The sequence below is a fragment of the Rubritalea tangerina genome, from assembly GCF_042683245.1.
In the GTDB taxonomy this organism is placed as follows: Bacteria; Verrucomicrobiota; Verrucomicrobiia; order Verrucomicrobiales; family Akkermansiaceae; genus Rubritalea; species Rubritalea tangerina.
Window position 1 is genome coordinate 1 of the sequence record NZ_JBHUJB010000083.1, and the last position, 22,272, is coordinate 22,272.

Consider the following 22,272-nt stretch of genomic DNA (forward strand, 5'->3'; position numbering starts at 1 on the left):
AAGTCGCCTAACTAACCTACCAATAATTTAGACACTCCCTGACCGAAATCCGTGGGGAAGCTCACTCTCAGGAAACTGGAAAATCACAGACAACGACACACTCATCATCGGTGAAACCCACTTCTCACACGATCCCAAAACAGGCACACTCAATGCCAACCTCCACCCTAACAGCCCCTTCTCTTCACTCCATATCCAACTCCCAGTCGTGCTCCACTAAAACCATTTTTAAGCAAGTCAATGCTAGGCGGTGTGGACAAAATGGTTTGCCGCCCGCTGAGAGTAGATTGTGCATCTGGAAAGGCGGATTTCATGACGTGGAGAAACATCCTCGCCATGGAAGACAACGAAGCCAGATACAAAAGATGCCTCAGCCTCCCAAATCCCTTTGCCGCAAGGCAACTGACTCCATATCACCCTATCTAAAAACGGGCGGTGAAGCATTGTGTCCACACCGCCTAGGGCTTGTGGACTAATCTAACTCCACCCTGAGGCGCGGTGCCCTCCCACCGGGTGTCTGGTTGCCAGCAAAGGCATGCACCAGGCCCTCCGGCCGTGTCTCAGTCGTCCGCCGCACCACGATCAATGTGAGCACCCCATTGCTATCCTCCCGCATCACCTCAGCTAACCGGCTCCCCTCCACTTCCACCTCACCAGATTGCTGCCCACGTGGAATCGTAAAGGCACCCACTAGCTCCACACGATCCTCCTCTAACTTCCAGCCAGACCTTCTCACATTCGCAGGTGCATTCTCCCACGTCAAAACAGCAGGGTCCCAGTCCTCATCCACCCCATCCTTCAGTGCGTATACCTCAAACTTAGAGTCGGGAACCAAACTAGCATAACCATACGGACTCGCCATCTGCATCAACTTTAAACTCACCCTACCAAAACTCCGTCCCTTCAATCCCCCAATGTCAAACTTCATATACGATTTCCGCTTATATGTCTGGTTCATCGGGTTCTTTACTAACAACAAATGCGGGTGCAAATGCGTGTCCGCATGATTGGAAATAATCGTCGCATGCCCACCTTCCCCATAGGCTGTACTTACTTCTATAAAGTCAGCGGCAGCCTCTTCGAGCTCACTGTGAATAATCTCCCCATCATTTCTCCGAAACACCATTCCCTCTCCACCCGTCTGCACTCCCTCGTTAGTCACTAACAACTTTTTCCCAGCACTCACTTCATGGAAAACCTCAACCTCTCCGTCTATCACATCCACTGTCGATGCCTTCGACCCCTTATCCACATACACCGAAAAAACCGTGCCCAAATCCTTTACCTCTAAGTCCGGTGTGTCCAAACGAAACCCAATTGCCTGCTCCGGCACCTCAGCCACCACACGACCATACAAAACGCGCGCCTGCATCTCCGATACTAACTCAATCGCAGCCGGTGCCTCTAAACTCACCACTGCGCCTGATTCAAAACTCAAACTCGCCGTCCCATGTAATAACTCTAACGCACCCTGACTCAGCACCTCACCCTCAGTCGTCGGTAAACTGCACTGACCCCACTGCGCGAGCGAACTCTCACTGATACTCGCGATCCCCTTCTCCCTCTTTGACATAGGGATAAAAAGACTCAAAGAAAGTAATACCAGCGCCGCTATCGCTGCCACCTTCCATCCCACACTCCCCCTGCCAACCTCCACTACTTCCGCAAATTGCATCGCATTGCTCGATGCCAATAAACTATGTTGAAGCGTGATATCTTGATACAAATCTAACACATCTGCATCACCCATCAATGCCGCCTCTAACTCCTCGACTTCGGTGTCCGTCGCCTCCCCACTAAATACCTTCTCAATCAATACCACCCATTTTTCTTTATCCTTCATCCCTACCTCCTTGGTTTAAACATTCTCTTAAACTCAACCGAGAGCGGCTCAGCGCTCGGTAAGCAGCAGCTACCGTCTTGCCCGTCTTCATAGCGATCTCTTCTATGCTAAATTCTTCCTTGTATCGCAACCGTATCAACTCCCTCTGTACCCCCTTCATCTTTGCAATACACGCACTCAAACGCCGAGACATTCCATCCACCTGACCCACCGTCGGAACCTCCTGCGACTCCAAATATTCCATACAAGCGTCCGAAAATATCAAACGCTTCCCCTCAATCGCTTTCTTCTTCCGAAAGGCCATCACCCGATGAAACGCCACTTTCCGACTCCACGCCCCAAAGTTACTTCCCAACTCAAACTTCTCAAACTCCCTCCACAACGCCATCTTAATGTCCTGAAGCACATCCTCCGCATCCGCTGAGTTCGGTATCATCCCATACACATAGCCACTCAGATACCTCTCGTGCTCTGCGAGTAACTGCACGTACGGCTCCATTCTGCTATCCTCATCTTTCACGTCCCTTACACAGTGCCCGTCTCTCACATTTTGGACAGAAAAATTCTCCTTCTAAGAAAAAATCATCATTTATTTCTATTCTCGCATTTTCTGTCCAATCCTCTCGCCCAGTGCACTACATGAGTATGCCAGCAATCACAAACCGACGTAAATTCCTCGGCTACGCAGGAAGCACCGCCCTCACCCTCCTCATGGGCCAACGCGCACTCGCAGCACCACAATACTCAGAATTCGCCTTCATTGAAGCCGAAGGTTTCGATGACCTCGGTGGCTGGGAACTTGATCAACAATCCATGGACCAAATGGGCTCTCCCTACCTCCTCGCCCACGGCCTCGGAATCCCAGTCAAAGACGCCACCACCACCCTCAATCTCCCATCCGCAGGAACCTACCGTGTCTGGGTCCGCACCAAAGACTGGGTAGCCCCATGGAAAGCCCCCGGTGCTCCAGGTAAGTTCCAACTCCTCATCAATGACAAACCAATCAAAGAAACCTTCGGCACCAAAGGTGACCAATGGCATTGGCACGACGGTGGAACGGTCAAGCTAGATAAAAAAAACAAACTCTCCCTCCACGACCTCACCGGCTTCGAAGGTCGCTGCGAGGCCATCCTCTTCTGTAAAGACCCCAACTTCGTCCCCAGTAATAACCTCGAAAAACTCACGCGCTTCCGCCGTAAACTACTCGGCCTCCCAGACAAACCAAGCAAGGCCGGCCACTTCGACCTCACCGTCGTGGGGGGCGGCCTCGCAGGTACCTGTGCCGCAATCTCAGCCGCCCGCAATGGCCTCAAAGTAGCCCTCGTCCAGGACCGCCCCGTTCTCGGTGGTAACGCAAGTGAAGAAGTCCGTGTCTGGCCAGAAGGTCATACTAACAAAGCCCCCTACCCACATGTCGGTGATATCGTAAATGAAATCCTCACCGATAAACCAAAACGCGGAAATATGAATGGCATGCCAGCCGAATACTTCGACGACCAAAAGAAACTCTCCGTCGTCGAACGTGAACCTAACATCACCCTCTTCATCAATAACCGTGCCATCCAAACCTCAGGCACTCCAGACTCCATCACAGGTGTCACCATACAAGACACCATCACCGCGGAACAAAAATACATCACCTCTGACTTCTTCGCCGACTGCACCGGTGATGCCGTCATCGGCCATCTCGCAAAAGCCGACTATGAATACGAGGTCAAACAACTCATGGGCAGCACCAACCTCTTCAGCCTCCTAGATGCCTCAAATGAAGAACAAGTCCTCAAATGCGAATGCAAAGATAAAGCCGCTCTCGCCGCACAATATAAAGAAGGGAAGCATGAACAACCATTCCCACGATGCCCATGGGCACTCGACCTATCTAACAAACCATTCCCAGGCAGAGACCACCCCAAACTGAGCGGCTTCTCTCGTAAGTGGTATTGGGAAAGTGGCTTCGATAAAGATCAAGTCAATGATATCGAACTCATCCGTGATCATAACTTCCGCGCCATCTTCGGCGCTTGGGATGCGATCAAAAATGTCGATAAAAAATTCCCTAACCATAGACTCGGATGGGTCGCATTCATCGCAGGAAAACGTGAATCCCGCAGGCTCTTAGGGGACGTCATCCTCGATGGTAAAGACTTCATGGACATGAAAGAATACAACGATGGTTGCTTCCCATGCTCCTGGCATATCGACCTCCACTTCCCTCAGAAAAAATTCCAAAAGGGCTTCGAAGGTAACGAGTTCATCTCCGACTACACCCGAGGGAAAGATTACAAATACAGTGGAACCTACTGGGCCCCATACCGTTGCCTCTACTCGCGTAATATCAAAAACCTCTTCATGGCCGGACGCGATATCTCCGTCACCAAATCAGGACTTGGACCTGTTAGAGTCATGAAAACCTGCGGCATGATGGGCGAAATCGTCGGAAAAGCAGCCGCACTCTGTGTCCAAAACAAAACCACCCCCCGAGGTATCTATCAAAAGTACCTCCCACAGCTCAAAGTCCTCATGCAACAACCCGGCACTAAATCTGCCTAGGCGGTGTGGACAAAATGGTTTGCCGCCCGCTGAGAGTAGATTTTGCATCTGGCAAGGCGGATTTCATGGCGTGGATAAACATCCTCGCCATGGAAGACAACGAAGCCAGATACAAAAGATGCCTCAGCCTCCCAAATCTCTTTGCCGCAAGGCAACTGACTCCATATCACCCTAGCTAAAACGGGCGGTGAAGCAATTTCTCCACACCGCCTAGGCCATCTAGACACATTGATTTGTCTCTTGTCCTTGAAATTAGAAGGACAACTCACCCCCTCTCTGCCAGCTGGTAGCACCAGCTGGCACGAACCCCAAATACATTAGATGATGAAAAAAACAATACACTACCTCTGCCTCACTTCAGCACTCCTAACAAGTGCTGAGGCAGCTCAAGCCATCCTCAACCATACCAGCGCTGACGATGTCTTTATCCGCGAGTCCGCCCCAGATTCCCTACAAGCCGAACGCAACATCTTCGGTGGTCAAGGAGCTGGTGCACAGTTCGTTACCCTCATGCGCTTCAGCCTCAGCGAGCTCACCACTGCCACTAGCGGTAGCCCAGTCATCATTGACGCTGTCTCCTTAGACCTCGGACCAAGCATGAGCTACTCAGGCATAAGCTCTTCCTTTACCGCTGACCTCCATACCTACACCAACTTCAATGCCTCCAATGCCACCTGGAATGACCCAGATGGCTCTGGATTCGCTGACACCCAAGCTGGTGGCTCAGTAGCCACCCTCCTCAGCCAAGAAAATTTTAACAATGCCATGGTGGAAGGCTCCTTTAACTTCAGCTCATCGAGCGCCTTTGTACATTACCTCCAGACTGCCTATGACAATGGCGATAGCCACATCTACCTGCGCTTGAGCAATCAAAGCGATACCTCCACTAACGGCTTCCTCCGTACCGACCACGGCTCAGTCACTGACACCGGTAACGCCAGCCTTCAGGTCTCCTACACCGCTGTCCCTGAACCACACACTTCCGCACTCCTCGGACTCGCCGGCCTCAGTCTCATCCTCAGAAGAAAAACCCGCTAATCCCCCCACAACCACTCGTTGCCACCTGCAACGAGTGGCATTCCCTCAAACTAATGGTACTCCACTTCTACCTGAGTCGTCGCAGAATAGACCCCGTAATGGTGCCTATTCTCAACTGTGTCATCCACTAACACCTTCTTGGCTGGCACCGATATCAAGATGAAAAAACCGTGGTAAAACTTCCAAAGCTCATCCGAATCCACCCCAGAATGAACCCAAATCCGATAAAGATCACCATTCCTAGTAAGATCTAACACTTTACTCTTCTTATTGAAGACCAGATCCACATCCTCACGATTGTTGATCCGCTCTAACATGTATTTCAGCATCAGGTCCTTAGACTCCCTACTGAAATTCATTCGAGAATGAGCCAAGAAACTGTGCATGACTATCTCCTCATACCCTTTCCAAAGCCCATCGTATATCGATTGAACCTCCCGCACACTCGGCCGACCTGTCTCAACATACCGCTGACACACCTCAAGCAACTCCGTATCCTGACCATCAGGAAGTTCCTCAAATAAAGGCAAAGCATCAGCAAAACGAAAACGTATAAAATACAGACGCGCAAGCAACCTACGCGCCTCCACGTTCTCGATGTTTTCCTCATACGCCAACTCCGCCAACTGCGTAGACCTCAAATACAAATGGCGCCTCAAGTACGCAAAACTCGACTCTACCATCTGTCTCGAATGGACCTCCTTTGACTCTAACCTCGCTGACCTTTCCTGCTTAAACTTCTCCAACGCCTCACGCGCTATGTGCTCAGATGCCTCTGCCGCCAAACGCTGCCGTTGAGCCTCCGACTCACTTTGCCTCAAAAAATTAACATACCCCACCGTCAATAACACCACCGCCACCATTGCCCCCAATACCACCCGACAAACTATCCGGTTGCGTAAATAAAATAACCGTAGCTGCTTCCCCCAACTCGCTGACTCCGCCGACGGCGCAAAACCATTCAGGTAATCCTGTAAATCCTTGCGCAGAGCACCCACGCTCTCATACCGAACACCCGCATCAGCCACCAATGCCTTCCTTAAGATCGCTATCACACTCTCGGGAATATCTCCAAATGACACTCCTTCTAACACATCTTTCTTCGCCGCCTGAAGATAGTCTTTCAAATCTAAGTCGCGTTTCAATGCCCCCCCCATCAGCAAAAAATAAAGAATCGCTCCCAATCCATAAACATCCACTCTCTCCGTTGGCGATGCCCCTACATCAGATTGCTCAGGAGCCATGAAACCAGGCGTACCACGCACATATGCACTCACACCGCTCGCCCCCACACCTTCATCCCTCTGTAAAAAATGGGAGATCCCCCAATCAGTAAGCACAATCTCCCCAAACTCCCCCATGTGGACATTCTGAGGCTTCAAATCTAAGTGCAATACCTCCCGCTCATGCGCATACGCCACCGCGTCACATAACTCACTCACTACCTCTAAACATTGGTGCAAATTAGGCCTTTCGCGAGATGCCCATACATCCAAAGTACTCCCCTTGATCAACTCCATCGTGAAATACGGTTGGCCTCCATCAATCCCTACATCGTATATGCGTATGATATTCGGATGCTCCAAAGATGCTGTTATTTGAAGTTATCTAACAAAATCTAACACTGACTTATCGCAAACCTTTTCTCGCCGAATCTTAGCAAGCGCAACCTCCCTCTCACAAAACTTATCAGTCACCTGATACACTTCCTTGGTCGCTCCCTTAGCAATCAAGCACTTCTCTCCGTATCGCTCCTCGCGAAAACCCGATAGCACATCGATAGTCTCACCATAGAATTGAGATAAATCCTCATTCAGTCCCTCGACAAATGCCTCGTCATCCATCATTCCAACTCCCGTCGAATTTCATTAATCTCCACCACCAGACGCTCCCGCACTCGTGCGATAATGCGATACACACTGTTGCGCTTCAGGCCATACTGCACCGCAATCTCATCCGCATCCACCCCCTTGAGACTTAACTCAAAGATCTCGACAGATTGCTCCGTAATGTCGCGCCTTACATTCTGCATCGCCACATTAGAAACATAGGTCTGCCATTCCTTTTGAATAATCGTATCCAACACCTCCTCACGCATCACGGACCTTTCCACCGATTCATCAAAAACTATCCCCTCAGGCTTCTTCCCGCGTATCCAATCAATCGCCGTATTCTTGATCACGCGCCCCAACCATGTCCGAAACATCGCCCGATCCGGTTGATATTCATAGCCCGGTATCTTCTTCCATAACTTGACTAAAATCATTTGCTGTAAATCCCCAGTATCCTCATGAGGAATGCCTACCCGCCTCAAAACAGCATAGATGTATCGACTATACGCATCGTGAAAAACCGACCACGCCTCATCGTCGTTAAGACTCTGTAACCGAATTATCAAGGTCTGACGTGTGTCTTCCATCGGACTGCCATCATCCCACCCCAACTCCGTCACAGTCAACCCGTTTCAGTGTATGCATGCGATTTGATGAAAAAATTTCCACCCCGTGTCCACTCACCCGAATTCCTCTCGTTTACCCGCTATAGAAGCACCCCCATCTCTCCCCCCAGAGCCAGGAATGCCTTCGCATCCTAAACAACCTAACACATTAATTCCTCTATGAGAAAATCACTCCTTACTATCACCTGCTTGGCCGTCTGCATCACAGGCACTCAGGCAGCGACCATCCTCAATAATCTAAATCTTGGCAAAGCCAATGGTGTCGCCAACGGACCCCAAACCTATGCTAATCAGTCTATTACCGTCGACGGCGCCTCTTTCACCTTCGACACCGTAGCGACAGGATTCCACGAAAGCGCCACCGCTAACAATGGTATCCAATACGGTAATGGTAACACATCCATCATCTTTGGCTCAGCCGTCACCCAGTCAGTGACTTTCTCCATCACCAATGTCACCGAAACCACTTCCACCGGACGCAGCCTCGTCCTCGACGGTCTCACCCAAGCCAACTTCTCAAATTTTAGAACCGCAGACCCAGCAAATAAATTCTTCCACGACGGCACCAATTCCTACGACAACACCACCGGAGGTGCCGACTCAAACTCCATCGTTGAGGTCGATATCCTCTCTCTCAACAACACCCTCACCGCAGGCTCCCTCAGCGGTGACTCCAGCGCCAACATCCAATGGCGATCCGTCGACCTCCAGTTCAGTACCTCAGTAGCCTCAGTTCCAGAACCTACCAGCTCCACGCTCCACGCTCCTCGGCATCGCAGGCCTCAGCCTCATCCTCAGACGCAAAAAATAATCTGCCGCTATCGACTCACTATCAGCCACTAACACCTCTGAAAGGGAGTTTCCCCCACCCCCATATTTCAACTAACATGAAGTAAGCCCCTCTCACAGAATCCACCACCACAATGCCTCGCCTCATCCACTCTATCCTTTTCATCACACTCTCCCTCACTATCCAAGCCGCGGACTACTTCGTCAGCAACCGCCATGGGAATGACAAAAACGATGGACGCTCACCTCAATCACCGTGGCGAAGCCTCAACAAATTAAATACCTCCACCTTTCAACCAGGAGATACGATCCACCTCGAATCTGATACCACCTACCGAGGCACACTCACCCTCAAAGATAGTGGCTCGAAAAAGCACCCCATCACCCTCACTAACTACGGCAAAGGTGCCAAACCCCATATCAATGCCCTCGGCAATAGCCCAGCCGCCGTCCATATCAAAAATGCCCAAGGCTGGATCATCAAAAACCTCCACCTCAGTAATACAGGAAAAACCAAACGCTGGCTCCGCTACGGAATCTTCATTGAAAATACCTCCCTACCCACTGCCACATTCTTCCACCTCAACAACCTCACCATCTCAGAGGTCAATGGTCGCCCTGAAAAAGATAAAAATGCAGCAGCCGCTATCAGATTCCTAGCAGATGGTAAGTCGAAGACCCGCTTCGACTCTATCCTCATCGAACACTGCCATGTCATCAATTGCTCCCGTAATGGAATCATTGTCCATGGCGGCGCTCTCCGTGGCCCCCATTGGAACCCCTCAACAAATATTATCATACGCCATAACCTCATCGAAGGCGTCGGCGGAGATGGCATCCTCACCACCAGCTCAAAGGGCCCACTCGTCGAATGGAATGTCATGAGAAAATGCCCCCCACTCGGTGAAGCCGGCGCAGCAGCCGCAGGTATGTGGCCATGGGCCTGCGACGATGCCGTTTTCCAATTCAATGAAGTCTCCGGACACCAAGCTTGGAATGATGCCCAAGCCTATGACTGCGACTACAGCTGTAAAAACACTCTCTTCCAATACAACCTCAGCTACAATAACCACGGCGGCTTCATGCTCATCTGCTCACCAGGGCAACCCAAACACGCCTCCTGGCTCACCGAAAATGCCCTCAATCATGGCTCAGTCGTCCGCTACAACCTCAGCATCAATGATGGCCTCCGCACCATCGGTCATAAAAACTATTTCTCTCCCACCTTCAGCCTCTCAGGTGACTCCACACATAACACCCAGATCTATAAAAACCTCATCATCATCCCACAAAAACCTCACCCGCAAATCGACTCAAATCTCATCGCCTTCAATAAATGGGGCCGCGGTACCGCACAAAATACTACCTTCCAAAATAATGTCTTTGTCGTCCTCAATAAACAACAGGCTACTTTCCATTTCGATCCTTCAATTAAAAATCTAACACTATCTAACAATATCTTTTACGGTGATGTCGATCCCATAAAAAATTCCAAGGAAATCACACAATCTAATAATACTTTTTCCGCGCATATCCCAAAAAAAGTAAGCCTATCGGGTCCTAAAGAAGAACTCAAACTTCTCCACGACTTCCTCAAACAGAAAGGCAATCCACAGGAAAAAGAAGGAATCAAAATCGACTGGAACCCCACTCAAAACCCTTCCCCCAACAAATAATTTCCAACCTCGTCCTCCCCACTTCTTGGACTTCCAACGGCTCTCTTCCATGCATATACGACTCCTCTTCCTACTTCTTCTCACAAGCTGCCTAGCTTCTGCCACCCCTCCGAACCTTATCGTCATCATGGCCGACGACCTTGGCTACCAAGATGTCGGGTTCATGGGCGCAAAGCATATCCCCACCCCACATATCGATACCATCGCCCAAAATGGTACCACCTGCACCAGCGCATACGTCACCTACCCAGTCTGCGGCCCCAGTAGAGCCGGCTTCATTACCGGACGCTACCAACAACGATTCGGTTTCGAACGCAATCCAGCCTTCTCACCCACAGACCCCGATGCCGGCCTCCACCCAAATGAACGCACCCTCGGAACCACCCTGCAACTCGCCGGATACCACACCGGATTGATCGGCAAATGGCACCTCGGAGCACACCCTAACTTCCACCCGCTCAAGCGTGGCTTCCATGAATTCTTCGGACACCTCGGTGGAGGAAAAAATTACTTCCCTAAAGACCACTCCATCAAAAGCGACGCCCACGCTAAAAACGAACACCAAAGCTATCGATCACATATCAACCGCGGATACGCACCCGTAAAAACCACCAAATACCTTACCGACGCATTCAGCGACGAAGCCGTATCCTTCATCACTCGCAACCGTAACAAACCCTTCTTCCTCTTCCTCTCCTACAACGCCCCTCACGGCCCACTCCAAGCCACACAACAAAAACTCAACCAATGCGCAAAACTCCCATTCTCTAACCCAAAGCGCACCACCTACGCTGCCATGCTTAGCTCACTCGATGATGGCGTCGGCAAAGTCATCACTACCCTCAAAAAATACGACCTAACAGAAAAAACCCTCGTCGTCTTCCTCTCCGATAACGGTGGCCCCGAATCCCAAAATGCTTCCTCCAATGGCCCCCTCCGTGGACAAAAATCAAGCAACTACGAAGGTGGCTACAGAATCCCATTCGCGATCCAATGGCCAGGCCATATCCCCGCAGGAAAAAAATTCCATAAACCAGTGAGCTCACTCGATGTCTACGCCACTATCGCCGCCCTCGCCAAGGCTCCCATACGCCCAGAAACCCCACTCGATGGAGTCAACCTCATACCCTACCTCAATGGCCAAATCACTGAGCCACCACACCCCTTCATCTACCTCCGTAAATACGACCAAAACAAATTCGCCATCCGCGACCACCAATACAAATTAGTCATCCAAGGAGGTCGATCCCGCAAAGACTTCAAACACGCAAAAATCGAGCTCTATGACCTCTCCAACGATCTCGGAGAACGTAAAAATCAAATCCATGCCATGCCCGAAAAAGCGCGCCAACTCCAACGCCAACTCAACCGCTGGACCGCACCTCTCACCACCCCCTACTTCGAAGGACTCATCTTCCATAAAAATGGTACCCCAAAAAAAACCAGTAAGAAAAAAACACCATAAATACTCCCCCCTGCCGTGAGTTCAATACCACCGATGGTCTCCACCCGTGGCGCCAATAAGCCCCTCCCCCCACGCTGATTCCCCCAAACATGGGGGTAGACATCCCCCCTTTTCCGCGTAGCATAAGCCCAACCAATCCAGAGGATTGGATCCCAACACACTTATGAAACTACCAAATTCTACCACGATCCGTGGCCTTGCTGGCCTTGGCTTGGCTCTCGCGGCCTCCGCTTCCCCACTCCTTGCCGGTGCTGAAGATATCATCCCACTCCCCCAAAAGCTCGAAGTCGCCCAAGGCAATGGCTTCTCGCTCACCCCAGCAACCACCATCACCTACAAGGACAACCAGTCCAAAGCTGCCGCCGAACTCCTCGCTGCCGCCTTGCGCCCCGCCACCGGATTCCCGTTCCAAGTCAAAGCCGCAGATAAAGCCGGTAAAAATACCATCCACCTCGATCTATCTAACAAAATCGAGGGCATCGATGGCTACGCACTCAAAGTCGATGACTCCAGTGCCCACCTCCGCGCTGCCACCCCAGGCGGACTCGTCAGCGGTGTCCAAACCATCCGCCAACTCCTGCCAGAAGCCATCTTTGCCTCTGCCAAACAAACCACAGATTGGACCCTCGAACCCGTCACCATCACCGACTACGCAGAATACCCATGGCGCGGCGTCATGCTCGATGTCTCACGCTACTTCCTCAATAAAGACTACGTCCTGCGCTATCTCGATATGATGGCCATGCATAAACTCAATGTCTTCCACTGGCACCTCATCGATGACTGCGGCTGGCGTATCGAAATTAAAAAATACCCCAAACTCACAGAAATCGGCTCCAAACGTGGCTCCGGACGCTTTTTCCACGAAGGCTTCTACACCCAAGAAGATATTAAAGAAGTCGTCGCCTACGCCGCAAAACTAAATATCGAAGTCGTCCCAGAAATCGAAATCCCCGCCCACATCCTCTCCGCACTCTGTGCCTACCCACACCTCGGCTGTACCGGAAAACAATTTACCGTCCCAGACCGCCATTCCATTTCACCCGAAATCTACTGCGCCGGAAAGGAATCCACCTACGAATTCCTTGAAGACGTTATGGATGAAGTCGTCTCCCTCTTCCCATCAAAATGGGTCCATATCGGCGGCGATGAAGCCAAATACGCACGCTGGAAAGCCTGCCCAGATTGCCAAGCGAGAATGAAAGAACACGGCCTCAAATCCGAAAAACAACTCCAAGGCTACATGACCGACCGCATCGGCAAATACCTCGCCAAAAAAGATAAAGTCATCATCGGCTGGGCTGAAGTCCTCGAGTGCGGTGTCGATAAAAAAACGGGCATCATGGCCTGGCATAAACCATCCCACGCCAGTGAAGGCGCTAAAGAAGGTCACCCAGTCGTCTCCTCACTCGTCCGCCATACCTACTTCGATACCCCTGAAAGTAAACTCCCTGGTGAACCTCCATGTGCTACCTGGACCCCTCCAGTCTCACTCAAAATGGCCTACGATTGGCACCCCACTCCCAAGGATGTCCTCGGCTCTCCCGCTGCTAAGAATATCCTCGGCCCGAACGGCGCAGTCTGGACCGACCGCTTCCTCCACAACCGTGACGTCCTCCACGACAAGCCAGGTGAAGGCTCTACCGCCTCCGAAGCCTACGTCGACTACCTCTCACTCCCCCGCTTCGCCGCTCTCGCAGAAGTCGGCTGGACCGCCCAGGATAAACGCGACTACGCATCCTTCCTCCAGCGCATGAAGCCACAGTACATCCGCTACCAATTAGCTAACTACAACTTCCGCATGCCAACACCCACTCTCGACATCAAACGCCAATCAAATGGTGAGCTCGTCGTCAAAGGAGAATCCCCCATCAAAGGAGGCACCATCCGCTACACCCTCGATGACTCCGAACCCACTGCCAATTCTAAGGAACTCACTGCCACCCTCACTGCCCCAGAAGACGCGATCTTCAAGGCCAAAACATTCGCCGCTAATGGCGATGCCTCACTCACCTACACCCACATCGATGCCACCAATAAATGGCGCAAATTCGGGACCAAAATCGGTGAATGGAAATCTGGTAAAGTCGGAAACAAAAAAACCATGGAAGTCGTCTTCGACGCCACCGGCCATATCAATCAAAATGGTACCTACCTCATCACCTTCATCTACACCGGCGGGCGCGAACGCCTCGACATCGATGGCATCGAGGTCGTCCGTAACGATACCGACCACGTCGGTAAAGATATCCACCACGGATTCACTGGCGGCTCCTCCAAAAATAATACCTACAAAATTAAGGTGAACAATTACGAGACCGGCGCTTCCTTCAAAATCAAAGCCCAAATCTACGGCGATCAAGGCAACGACTCCAACGGAGTCGTCCTCATCAAACGCCAATAATACTCCATTTTACCAGTGTAATTTGGAGATTGGTAGCCCCCCACTTTCCCTCCATCGACCCCAAGTCGTCACCCGATGACTTGGGGTCATTTTTTACCCTTAAATCATACAAAGTTGCCGCATATCCATATAGACACCCCCACCCAGCGCACCCACAATCCATCACTAATACCATTGATCGATACGGAATGGACGAATGGTCGGAATGAGCTTGCAGAATATCAAGGCGGAGTGAAGGAGCCCCGCACGCGCGGGACAACTGAATGACAACGATGACATTATGCAAGATAATCCGACATACTCTAATATCGCGAAGCGCAAACTTCACAGGACTAAACCAAACTCCATTCGTCTATTCCGAGTTGAGAGATGGTATAAGCCTTCATCCCCCCACGCCCACACAACAGCCTGTTTACAAAGGAGATTGACAACCAGTAATATAGATCTCTCAGCTGCCCTCCCCAATACACAACTATGAAAAAGACACTACTACTCCCTACCCTCTGTCTACTTTGCTTATCAGGGATTGCCCAATCCTCGATTATCAGTGTGAACTTCAATCGTAGTAACCAGCTCTTCACCACAGAAGTTGCCGGCGTCGAACCCGCAGCGAACTGGAACCATGTCCTGAGTAATTCTCAAACTGGAACCACTGTGCTTAACAATTTAGTTGATAACTCCGGCTCAGCCACCAGCACCAGTATCACGACCTTCAACGCATTCTGGTATGACAAAGAAAACCTCAGTTCAACCGATGGTAGAATGTTCAGCCATTACACCAATACCAGTGCTGATACCGCAGGTACCATTAATATCTCTGGCTTGAGCTCCAACTTCACTAACAATGGATACAAAGTCATCGTCTACCTCGGCGGTACAGACTCCATGGGAGAAAATACAGCTGCAGAATTTGGTGCGAGCATCAACTCAGACACCCAGTGGATTCGCTACCTCCGCCCAGGCTCCGGCCAAGTCGCTTACGATTCCTTCTCCAGTACCACCTTCTCCTCCGAACAAGATGCCGAAACCAGTGGCACGAATTCCCAGTACATCACCTTCGAAGGCCTCACTTCCTCTGACTTCGACCTAAATATTCTACCAGACCCTGATAGCTCATCTAGCTGGGCTAGAGCCGGAGTCTGAGGGATTCAAATCGTAGCAGTCCCAGAGCCGAGCTCCACCTCGCTGCTCGGCCTCGCCAGCTGCCTGCTCGTCATGCGCCGCCGCCGCTAAACCGCTCCCCTCACACACTGCTCCTCACCAGCAATCCCATACTGACCGAGGAGCAGCCGCATCTTCGCCCCTCTAAAGAAAAAGCTTTTAAATACTCTCATAATTCCTTATTCCTGTGGACAATCTCGCCCCCCCAAGAATTCCCACCCACTTTTACCCCATGCCCCTGAGAACCTCTGCCCTATCCATTTTCGCCTTCCTTGGCCTCGCATCTAGCTCCGCCATAGCCGCCAGCGTCGCCATTAACTTCAGCACCGAACGCGTCGCCGACGATGACCTTTTCGACACCTCTCTCACTGGCCCCACTAACATCTCAGGCACCAATTGGAACCACACAGCGAATAATGCTTCCGGAACCATCAATAACCTCATCGACGACACGGGTGCCTCAACAACTGTCTCACTCAGCTACTCTAGCCAAAATACCTGGAGCAACAATGCTGGTACCGCCAATAACAATAAAAAGCTCTCCGTAGGATACCTCGATGATAGTGGGGCTGGACCTAACATTACTCTCACAGGCCTCAGCTCTCTCGGCGGTTCTTCCTATAACGTCTACATCATTCTCGGTAGCGACTCAGGCAATGGAGGAACCTATACCTCAGAAGACATTACTCTCAATGGCGTCGGCATCATCGGCCAGTCCTTCACAGCCCTTGGCCATCACGCTTTTGGTGCAGGCTCCGCACCCTGGATTCAAGCCACCGCCAGCGTTACTGGTGATTATATCCTTGGATCCGCAAACACAGATACCCTCACCATCACCAACGCAGGCGGAACTGGCCGTGGCTCCATCGCTGGTGTCATCGTCGAAGCCGTCCCTGAACCCAGCTCCACTGCACTCCTCGGAATCGCCGGCTGCCTACTCGTTATCCGCCGCCGCCGCTAAACCTCCCTTCTAAAAGCCTCTCACCCACTAATGAACCCATGCCCATGAAAACCTCTACCCTATCCATTTACACACTCCTTGGCTTCGCATCTAGCTCCGCCATAGCCGCCAGCGTCGCGATCAATTTCTCTGAAAATACCAATCAAAACTTTAACCAAAATAGCCCAATCGGCCCCACTGGTATCAACAGTGCCAATTGGAATAATACCACCAATCGCGACTCCGGATCACTCGCCGCTGGTAGCATCACTAACCTCATCGATGACTCCGGTGCAAGTACCGGTACCTCCCTCACTTGGTCTTCTAACAATGTCTACTATAACCGTGAAGATGGTGTCGGCTCGGATCAGGCAAAACTCGCAGTGGGTTACCTCGATGATACCGCCAGCGCCATTTCCATCTCACTAACTTCAGTCACTTACGCTCAATACCGCGTCTACATCCTCCTCTCGTCCGACCAAGGCCAAACAGGCGCCACTACCTATACCACAACAAGCGATATACTCATCAACGGCCAGAACCCCCTTGGCCAAATTATTAACGGATCAAATACCGGTGCAAACGCCACCGCATACGGATCAATAATCGATGCCAATGCCGGTGCTGGTAATAACTGGGTCCAAATTCTCGGCGACGGTGCCGGCTCCCAAACCCAAACAGGTAACTACTTTACCTTCGAAACATCAGGCGACCTAACCATCACCTCTGGCAGAACCGGTGGCCGTGGCTCCATCGCTGGTGTCATCGTCGAAGCCGTCCCTGAACCCAGCTCCACTGCACTCATCGGACTCGCCGGCCTCGCTCTGATTATCCGGCGTAGAAAATAATTGCCATCGACCCTCTCACAAGCTGCAGTAGCTCTAGACATACTGCAGCTTTTTCGTGCCCCGATGAAATCACCCCTATTGATCTTACCAGCCCTCACCCTTCTCAGCCTGAGCCCACTCAATGCTGCCCCATTTGCGCAGCTCCCAAGCTCCAAACACGGTGTCGAATTTACCCATACCTTTGACACCAACCACCCACGTGCGGACCTGTACCATTCCGGCTTCGCCGTCGGTGCCATCTGCCTCGGTGACATCAATGGTGACAACATCCTCGACCTCTACCTCGTCAACGGCCCAAAACGTAACAAACTCTTCCTCGGTAAGGGCCAACTCGAATTTGCCGAATCACACACCCCCTTTACCCAATCTAACCAAAATTGGGGCACCGGTGCCGCTCTCGTCGATATCGATAACGACGGCGACCTCGACCTCTATCAGTGTAACTTCGCTAAACCTAACCAACTCTTCCTTAACGACGGTAAAGGCTCCTTCACCGAACTCCCAGATGCCGCCGGACTCAATGTCGCCGATGCGAGCATGACCCCCTACTTCGCCGATATCGATAACGACGGCGACCTCGATCTCTTCTTGCTCTGTAATCGCTACTACAACCCGAAAGGCCGTCCCGAAACCCCTCCCTTCGTCATGCAAAATGGCAAACCCCTTATCACCCCAGAATTTGAAAAATTCTACGAGATAATCGACCGCGGCGATGGCTCCTACAATGTCGATTCCTACGGCCGTGCCGATTACCTCTTCCTCAACCTAGGCAATAACCCACAAGGTATCCCATCATTTAAAAATATCAGCGAAAACGCAGGTGTCCACCTCACCGGTGAAGGCCTCTCCGCCCTCTGGTGGGACTACGATACCGATGGTGACCTCGACCTCTACGTCGCCAATGACTTCCTCAAAGAAGACCGACTCTTCAGAAATGATGGCCCAAATCCAAAAGGTATCCCCCAATTCACCAATGTCATCGCAGAAACCTTCCCCAGCATCAGCTGGTCATCCATGGGCAGCGACTTCACCGACATCAACCACGATGGCCTCCCAGACCTCTTCTCAGTCGATATGGCTGCCACAACCCACTTCATGAGTAAGGTCAATATGGGGAGCATCAGCCCAGAACGCAGAAAAGTCCTAGAGACTGGCAACCCACGCCAGTCCATGCGCAACCATCTCTTCATTAACTCTAACGCCTCCATGTTCCAAGAAGCCGCCTTCATCGCTGGCATCGCTTCTTCTAACTGGAGCTGGTCTGCCAAATTCGGTGACCTCGATAACGATGGCTTCCAAGACCTCTTCGTCTCCAATGGTATGTCCAGAAACTTTACCCATGCCGACATCTCCTCAAAAATCGGAGACCTCAATACCGCACTGATCGGCAATACCCTCTGGGCACTCCATAAAGACCAACCACCCATGCTCGAAAAAAACTTGGTCTTCAAAAATCAAAATGGCCTCAAGTTTACCCCTAAAAATGACTGGGGACTCAACCTGCTCGGTATGAGCTATGCCTCCGCCATGGGTGACCTCGATAATGATGGTGACCTCGACCTCGTCGTCTCAGATCTTGGGAAATCTATCAAAATCTATCAAAATAATGCGACCAGCGGAAATAGCCTCAGTGTCAGTCTCAAAGGCACCACTAGCAATGCCATGGCTATCGGAACCAAGCTAGAACTCGTCGACTCGAACGGCACCACTCGCACCCGCTGGTTGAACCCCTGGACCGGCTTCCAATCCCAACACGATTCAAAAGTCCACTTCGGCCTCGGCTCAGCCCACCCCAGCTCACTCCGCCTCACCTGGCCCTCAGGCAAAACGCAATCCATCAAACTCCAAGCCAAAAACCGCCAGCACCTCACCATCGCAGAAGAGCAAACCACTCCCCCCATTGCACAACAACCTAGCAAAGCTACCTTCCAAACCCTCACCGCACCCGACTTCACCCACCGGGAAAAAATCTTCGATGACTTCGCCATCCAACCGCTCCTGCCACAAAAACTCAGCCAACTCGGCCCCTGCCTCGCCGCAGGCGATGTCGATAACGACGGCGACCTCGACTTCTTCGTCGGTGGTGGCAATGAACAAGCGGGTGCTCTCTTCCTTAACCAAAACAACACCTATATAAAATCACCCCAAAACGCCTTCGACGGCCTCGCTAAATATGCCGACGACACCGCTGCCCTCTGGTTCGACGCCGACTCCGATGGCGACCTCGACCTCCTCGTCATCACCGGCGGAAACGAATACAAAGCCGACGACATCCTCTACTACGACCACCTCTACCTTAACCAATTAGTTGACGGAAAAGTCACCCTCACCGAAGCCCCCGATGACGCCTTCCCTGCCCTCATCGACTCCGGTAGCTGCGTTGCCGCTCACGACTTCGACGCCGATGGCGACCTCGACCTCTTCATCGGCTCACGCGCGGTCCCTCATGACTACCCCAATCCCCCCAAAAATCGCCTCCTTAGAAATGAGAGCACGCAAAATGCTGTCCGCTTCACCGAAATCACCCCAAACCTCATCAAATACGCCGGCCTCGTCACTGACGCCCAATGGGCCGACCTCGACGGCAATGGCTCCGCCGAACTCTGCCTCGCCACCGACTGGGGCCCCATCAAAATCTTCCAATTCTCACAAAACCAATGGTCCTCTCACCCAGCATCAAAAGCCCTCGCAAAAAAATCCGGCTGGTGGCGCTCCATCGCCTGTGTCGATGTCGATAACGACGGCGACCTCGATATCGTCGCCGGCAACTCCAGTACCAACACCAAATACAAATCCCCCAACCCAAACTACCCAGCACTCCTCTACTACGGAGATATGGATGGTAGCGGCAATAAACGCATCGTCGAAGCCAAAATCCAAAAATCCGACCACACGCCCCTCCCTCTGAGGGGCCGATACTGAACCTGCCAAGCCATGCCCGCCGTGAGCGAGCAATTCAAAACTTACCACGACTTCGCCTCCGCTAGCCTCCAAGATATCTACGGCGAACGCCTCGATGCCGCCCAACAATTCGTCTGCAACTCCATGCAATCAGGTGTCTGGATCAACCAACAATCCAGCTTCTTCTGGCTCCCCCTCCCTTGGCAGGCCCAACTCTCCCCCATCAATGCCATCGCCTCCGGTGACTTCGATGCCGATGGTAAAATCGAACTCATCCTCGCCCAAAACCACTTCTCCAATTGGATCGAAACTGGCCTCTGGCGCGGTACCCCAGGCACCCACCTCGAATGGAATGGATCCCACTTCCAAACCCTCACATTCCCACAAAGCGGTATCTTCCTCCCCAATGATACAAAAGCCATCATCACCCTGCCCAACACGCAATCCACCCACATCCTCGCCGCCCAAAATCAAGGCCCACTCCTCCTCTTCTCTTCCCAACCATCTAACAAACAATGAATCTTGATTGACACCCTGTGCGATAGGTTTTTATAAAGGATCTCCGTTCTTCATTCTCCCAATATGAAAATTTCTTCCCTCTCCCTCCTGACTATCCTTCTCAGCCCTCTCGCTTCCGCCGCCACCATCACCTGGGGTAGCGCATTCAACTTCAATCACACCGACCAATCCCTCTTCCTCAACGATTTCGATGCCAGCCGCAATGGCGGCCTCACCGCAACCTCCGCGGTCACACTCATCTCCGCAATCGATTACGGTCACCCAGATTCAGGTAGTTCCGTCATCCTCAATGGCGTCCAGTTCGTCAAATCCGGCGGTAGCCGTGACTTCTGGGGAAGCACCGGAATTGACCCCGATATCGATACCGTCCTCTCAGGACACACCGCCACCGGAGGCTCCTTCACACAAACCCTCACTGGCCTTACCATCGGTAGAATCTACCAAATCCAACTCATCGGCATCCACGATAGCCGCGGTGGCATCAATACCCGCGCCTATAATGTCGATAACGGCGAAGGCGACTTTACCAACGCCCCCGTACTCACCCGCGGAGCCTACGGGAACTCAAACCCCGCCAACCCACAACCCGGCTACTTCGGTACCGTCGTCGGCACCTTTACCGCCGATGCCATCACCCAAGACATCACCCTCAATGTCAACACCGGCTCCGACCCCGGACTCAGTGGCTATATCCTCCACGAAACCACCTCCGCCGTCCCAGAACCCAGCTCTGTCTCACTCCTCGGCCTCGGCTCCCTCACCCTCCTCCTACGCCGTAAACGCCCATAAACGCTAATCCTTTTCCTCATGAAAACCGTCATCCTCAGCACTCTCGCAGCCACCGCTCCTTTGCTCACAGCTGCAACCCTCATTGACCCATCTGCTATCACCGGTCACCACCAAGGCGACTCCCTCAGTGGCAGCGGAAGTATCCTCACCACCACCAATAAAGCCGGTATCACCCAGACAGGTGGCGCAGATTCACCCGTCACTTGGACCCATAACTCCGCCTGGCAAAACGATTGGCAAGGAAACCAACTCTCAGGTGCCACCAACAGTAAACTCGGCTGGGCAGTCATCGATTTCGGATCCACCCAAACACAACTCGGTGAAATGCTCCTCTGGAATGTCAATGAAGGCTCACACTCAGGCCGTGGCATGAATGCTTTCAATATCTATTTCGCCACCAGCCCTTCAGTCTCCGCTCCCGCCATTTCAGCCACTCCCACCGACTACGACTTTAGCTCCGGCGGCTGGACCCAACTCGGTGCTACCCGTAACCTCACCCGTGCCGATGAATCAGGTGTCAATGCCCTCGATGGATCATTCGACCTCAGCTCAATCGCATCCGCCCAATATATCGGTATCGAAATTCTCTCCACCCACGGCGAAAATGACCGCGCAGGCTTTGCCGAAGTCGTCTTCACCGCCGTCCCAGAACCCAGCTCAATCTCCCTCCTCGGCCTCGGCTCCCTCACCCTCCTCCTACGCCGCAAACGCCGCTAGCTATCCAAAGGCAGCCCCCATACGCACGCCTACACCAGCAAGGCCAAATCGGCCAGTCTCACCACCAGAGACACCTTACTTAATCCCTTCAAACTAAGAGCTTTCAGTTTGACAGGCCTCGCAGCCATTGCGTAGTTTATCAGGACCCTACCTGTATAACACCTTCCTTCCTCG

Annotated in this window: 19 protein-coding genes; 14 read left to right on the forward strand and 5 right to left on the reverse strand. The window is 52.1% G+C overall.

Translation table 11 applies throughout. The annotated features are described in order from the left end of the window. Window positions 1-472: 472 nt before the first annotated feature. Together ACFSW8_RS16370 and ACFSW8_RS16375 are read right to left on the reverse strand one after the other, a co-directional pair. Window positions 473-1,843, reverse strand: coding sequence for a DNRLRE domain-containing protein (locus tag ACFSW8_RS16370; protein ID WP_377088054.1), 1,371 nt, complete (start codon window positions 1,841-1,843; stop codon window positions 473-475). Then, a complete protein-coding gene (locus ACFSW8_RS16375) occupies window positions 1,833-2,342 on the reverse strand; it encodes a sigma-70 family RNA polymerase sigma factor (protein ID WP_377178786.1) in 510 nt (169 codons plus the stop codon). The genes ACFSW8_RS16370 and ACFSW8_RS16375 overlap by 11 nt, the downstream gene beginning before the upstream one ends. A 146-nt stretch (window positions 2,343-2,488) precedes the next feature. On the opposite strand from ACFSW8_RS16375, the gene ACFSW8_RS16380 reads away from it, so the two are divergent. Beyond that, complete coding sequence (locus ACFSW8_RS16380; protein ID WP_377088052.1) at window positions 2,489-4,393, forward strand: FAD-dependent oxidoreductase; 1,905 nt, start codon at window positions 2,489-2,491, stop codon at window positions 4,391-4,393. Window positions 4,394-4,714: 321 nt separating this feature from the next. Further along, entirely contained in the window at window positions 4,715-5,431 is a 717-nt protein-coding gene (locus ACFSW8_RS16385; protein ID WP_377088046.1) for a PEP-CTERM sorting domain-containing protein, read from the forward strand. Window positions 5,432-5,481: 50 nt separating this feature from the next. Here the strand turns inward: ACFSW8_RS16385 and ACFSW8_RS16390 are convergent, their stop codons facing one another. Genes ACFSW8_RS16390 through ACFSW8_RS16400 form a run of 3 tightly spaced genes read right to left on the reverse strand, consistent with a single transcriptional unit; the run spans window position 5,482 to window position 7,883 of the window. Beyond that, window positions 5,482-7,029: a serine/threonine protein kinase gene (locus ACFSW8_RS16390; RefSeq protein WP_377091410.1), complete on the reverse strand. Its 1,548-nt coding sequence runs from the start codon at window positions 7,027-7,029 to the stop codon at window positions 5,482-5,484. A 6-nt stretch (window positions 7,030-7,035) separates the two neighbouring features. After that, window positions 7,036-7,278: a hypothetical protein gene (locus ACFSW8_RS16395; RefSeq protein ID WP_377088044.1), complete on the reverse strand. Its 243-nt coding sequence runs from the start codon at window positions 7,276-7,278 to the stop codon at window positions 7,036-7,038. Beyond that, on the reverse strand, window positions 7,275-7,883 hold the full coding sequence (locus ACFSW8_RS16400; RefSeq protein ID WP_377088042.1) for an RNA polymerase sigma factor: 609 nt from the start codon (window positions 7,881-7,883) through the stop codon (window positions 7,275-7,277). Before ACFSW8_RS16400 ends, ACFSW8_RS16395 begins: the two co-directional genes overlap by 4 nt. Window positions 7,884-8,048: 165 nt before the next feature. On the opposite strand from ACFSW8_RS16400, the gene ACFSW8_RS16405 reads away from it, so the two are divergent. The 12 genes from ACFSW8_RS16405 (at window position 8,049) to ACFSW8_RS16460 (ending at window position 22,098) form a co-directional block, all read left to right on the forward strand. Further along, a complete protein-coding gene (locus ACFSW8_RS16405; protein WP_377088040.1) occupies window positions 8,049-8,732 on the forward strand; it encodes a hypothetical protein in 684 nt (227 codons plus the stop codon). Window positions 8,733-8,812: 80 nt separating this feature from the next. Next, a complete protein-coding gene (locus ACFSW8_RS16410) occupies window positions 8,813-10,354 on the forward strand; it encodes a right-handed parallel beta-helix repeat-containing protein (RefSeq protein ID WP_377088038.1) in 1,542 nt (513 codons plus the stop codon). A 49-nt stretch (window positions 10,355-10,403) separates the two neighbouring features. Further along, window positions 10,404-11,819, forward strand: a complete 1,416-nt coding sequence (locus ACFSW8_RS16415; protein WP_377178788.1) for a sulfatase-like hydrolase/transferase — start codon at window positions 10,404-10,406, stop codon at window positions 11,817-11,819. Between the two features lie 163 nt (window positions 11,820-11,982). Beyond that, window positions 11,983-14,223, forward strand: coding sequence for a beta-N-acetylhexosaminidase (locus ACFSW8_RS16420; RefSeq protein WP_377088034.1), 2,241 nt, complete (start codon window positions 11,983-11,985; stop codon window positions 14,221-14,223). Between the two features lie 474 nt (window positions 14,224-14,697). Beyond that, entirely contained in the window at window positions 14,698-15,366 is a 669-nt protein-coding gene (locus tag ACFSW8_RS16425; protein ID WP_377088029.1) for a hypothetical protein, read from the forward strand. A 9-nt stretch (window positions 15,367-15,375) separates the two neighbouring features. Next, a complete protein-coding gene (locus tag ACFSW8_RS16430; RefSeq protein WP_377178846.1) occupies window positions 15,376-15,456 on the forward strand; it encodes a PEP-CTERM sorting domain-containing protein in 81 nt (26 codons plus the stop codon). Window positions 15,457-15,616: 160 nt separating this feature from the next. Further along, window positions 15,617-16,345, forward strand: coding sequence for a PEP-CTERM sorting domain-containing protein (locus ACFSW8_RS16435; RefSeq protein ID WP_377088028.1), 729 nt, complete (start codon window positions 15,617-15,619; stop codon window positions 16,343-16,345). 44 nt (window positions 16,346-16,389) lie between these two features. Further along, the gene (locus ACFSW8_RS16440) at window positions 16,390-17,172 is read left to right on the forward strand and encodes a PEP-CTERM sorting domain-containing protein (protein WP_377088027.1); all 783 of its coding nucleotides are present in this window, start codon (window positions 16,390-16,392) and stop codon (window positions 17,170-17,172) included. 63 nt (window positions 17,173-17,235) lie between these two features. Continuing rightward, window positions 17,236-20,094 (forward strand): VCBS repeat-containing protein, encoded by a 2,859-nt coding sequence (locus ACFSW8_RS16445; RefSeq protein WP_377088026.1) that lies wholly within the window; start codon window positions 17,236-17,238, stop codon window positions 20,092-20,094. 12 nt (window positions 20,095-20,106) lie between these two features. Continuing rightward, window positions 20,107-20,592, forward strand: a complete 486-nt coding sequence (locus ACFSW8_RS16450) for a hypothetical protein (protein ID WP_377088024.1) — start codon at window positions 20,107-20,109, stop codon at window positions 20,590-20,592. A gap of 63 nt (window positions 20,593-20,655) precedes the next feature. Beyond that, on the forward strand, window positions 20,656-21,381 hold the full coding sequence (locus ACFSW8_RS16455; protein WP_377088023.1) for a PEP-CTERM sorting domain-containing protein: 726 nt from the start codon (window positions 20,656-20,658) through the stop codon (window positions 21,379-21,381). Between the two features lie 18 nt (window positions 21,382-21,399). Continuing rightward, the gene (locus ACFSW8_RS16460) at window positions 21,400-22,098 is read left to right on the forward strand and encodes a PEP-CTERM sorting domain-containing protein (protein ID WP_377088021.1); all 699 of its coding nucleotides are present in this window, start codon (window positions 21,400-21,402) and stop codon (window positions 22,096-22,098) included. The last annotated feature ends 174 nt before the right edge of the window (window positions 22,099-22,272 follow it).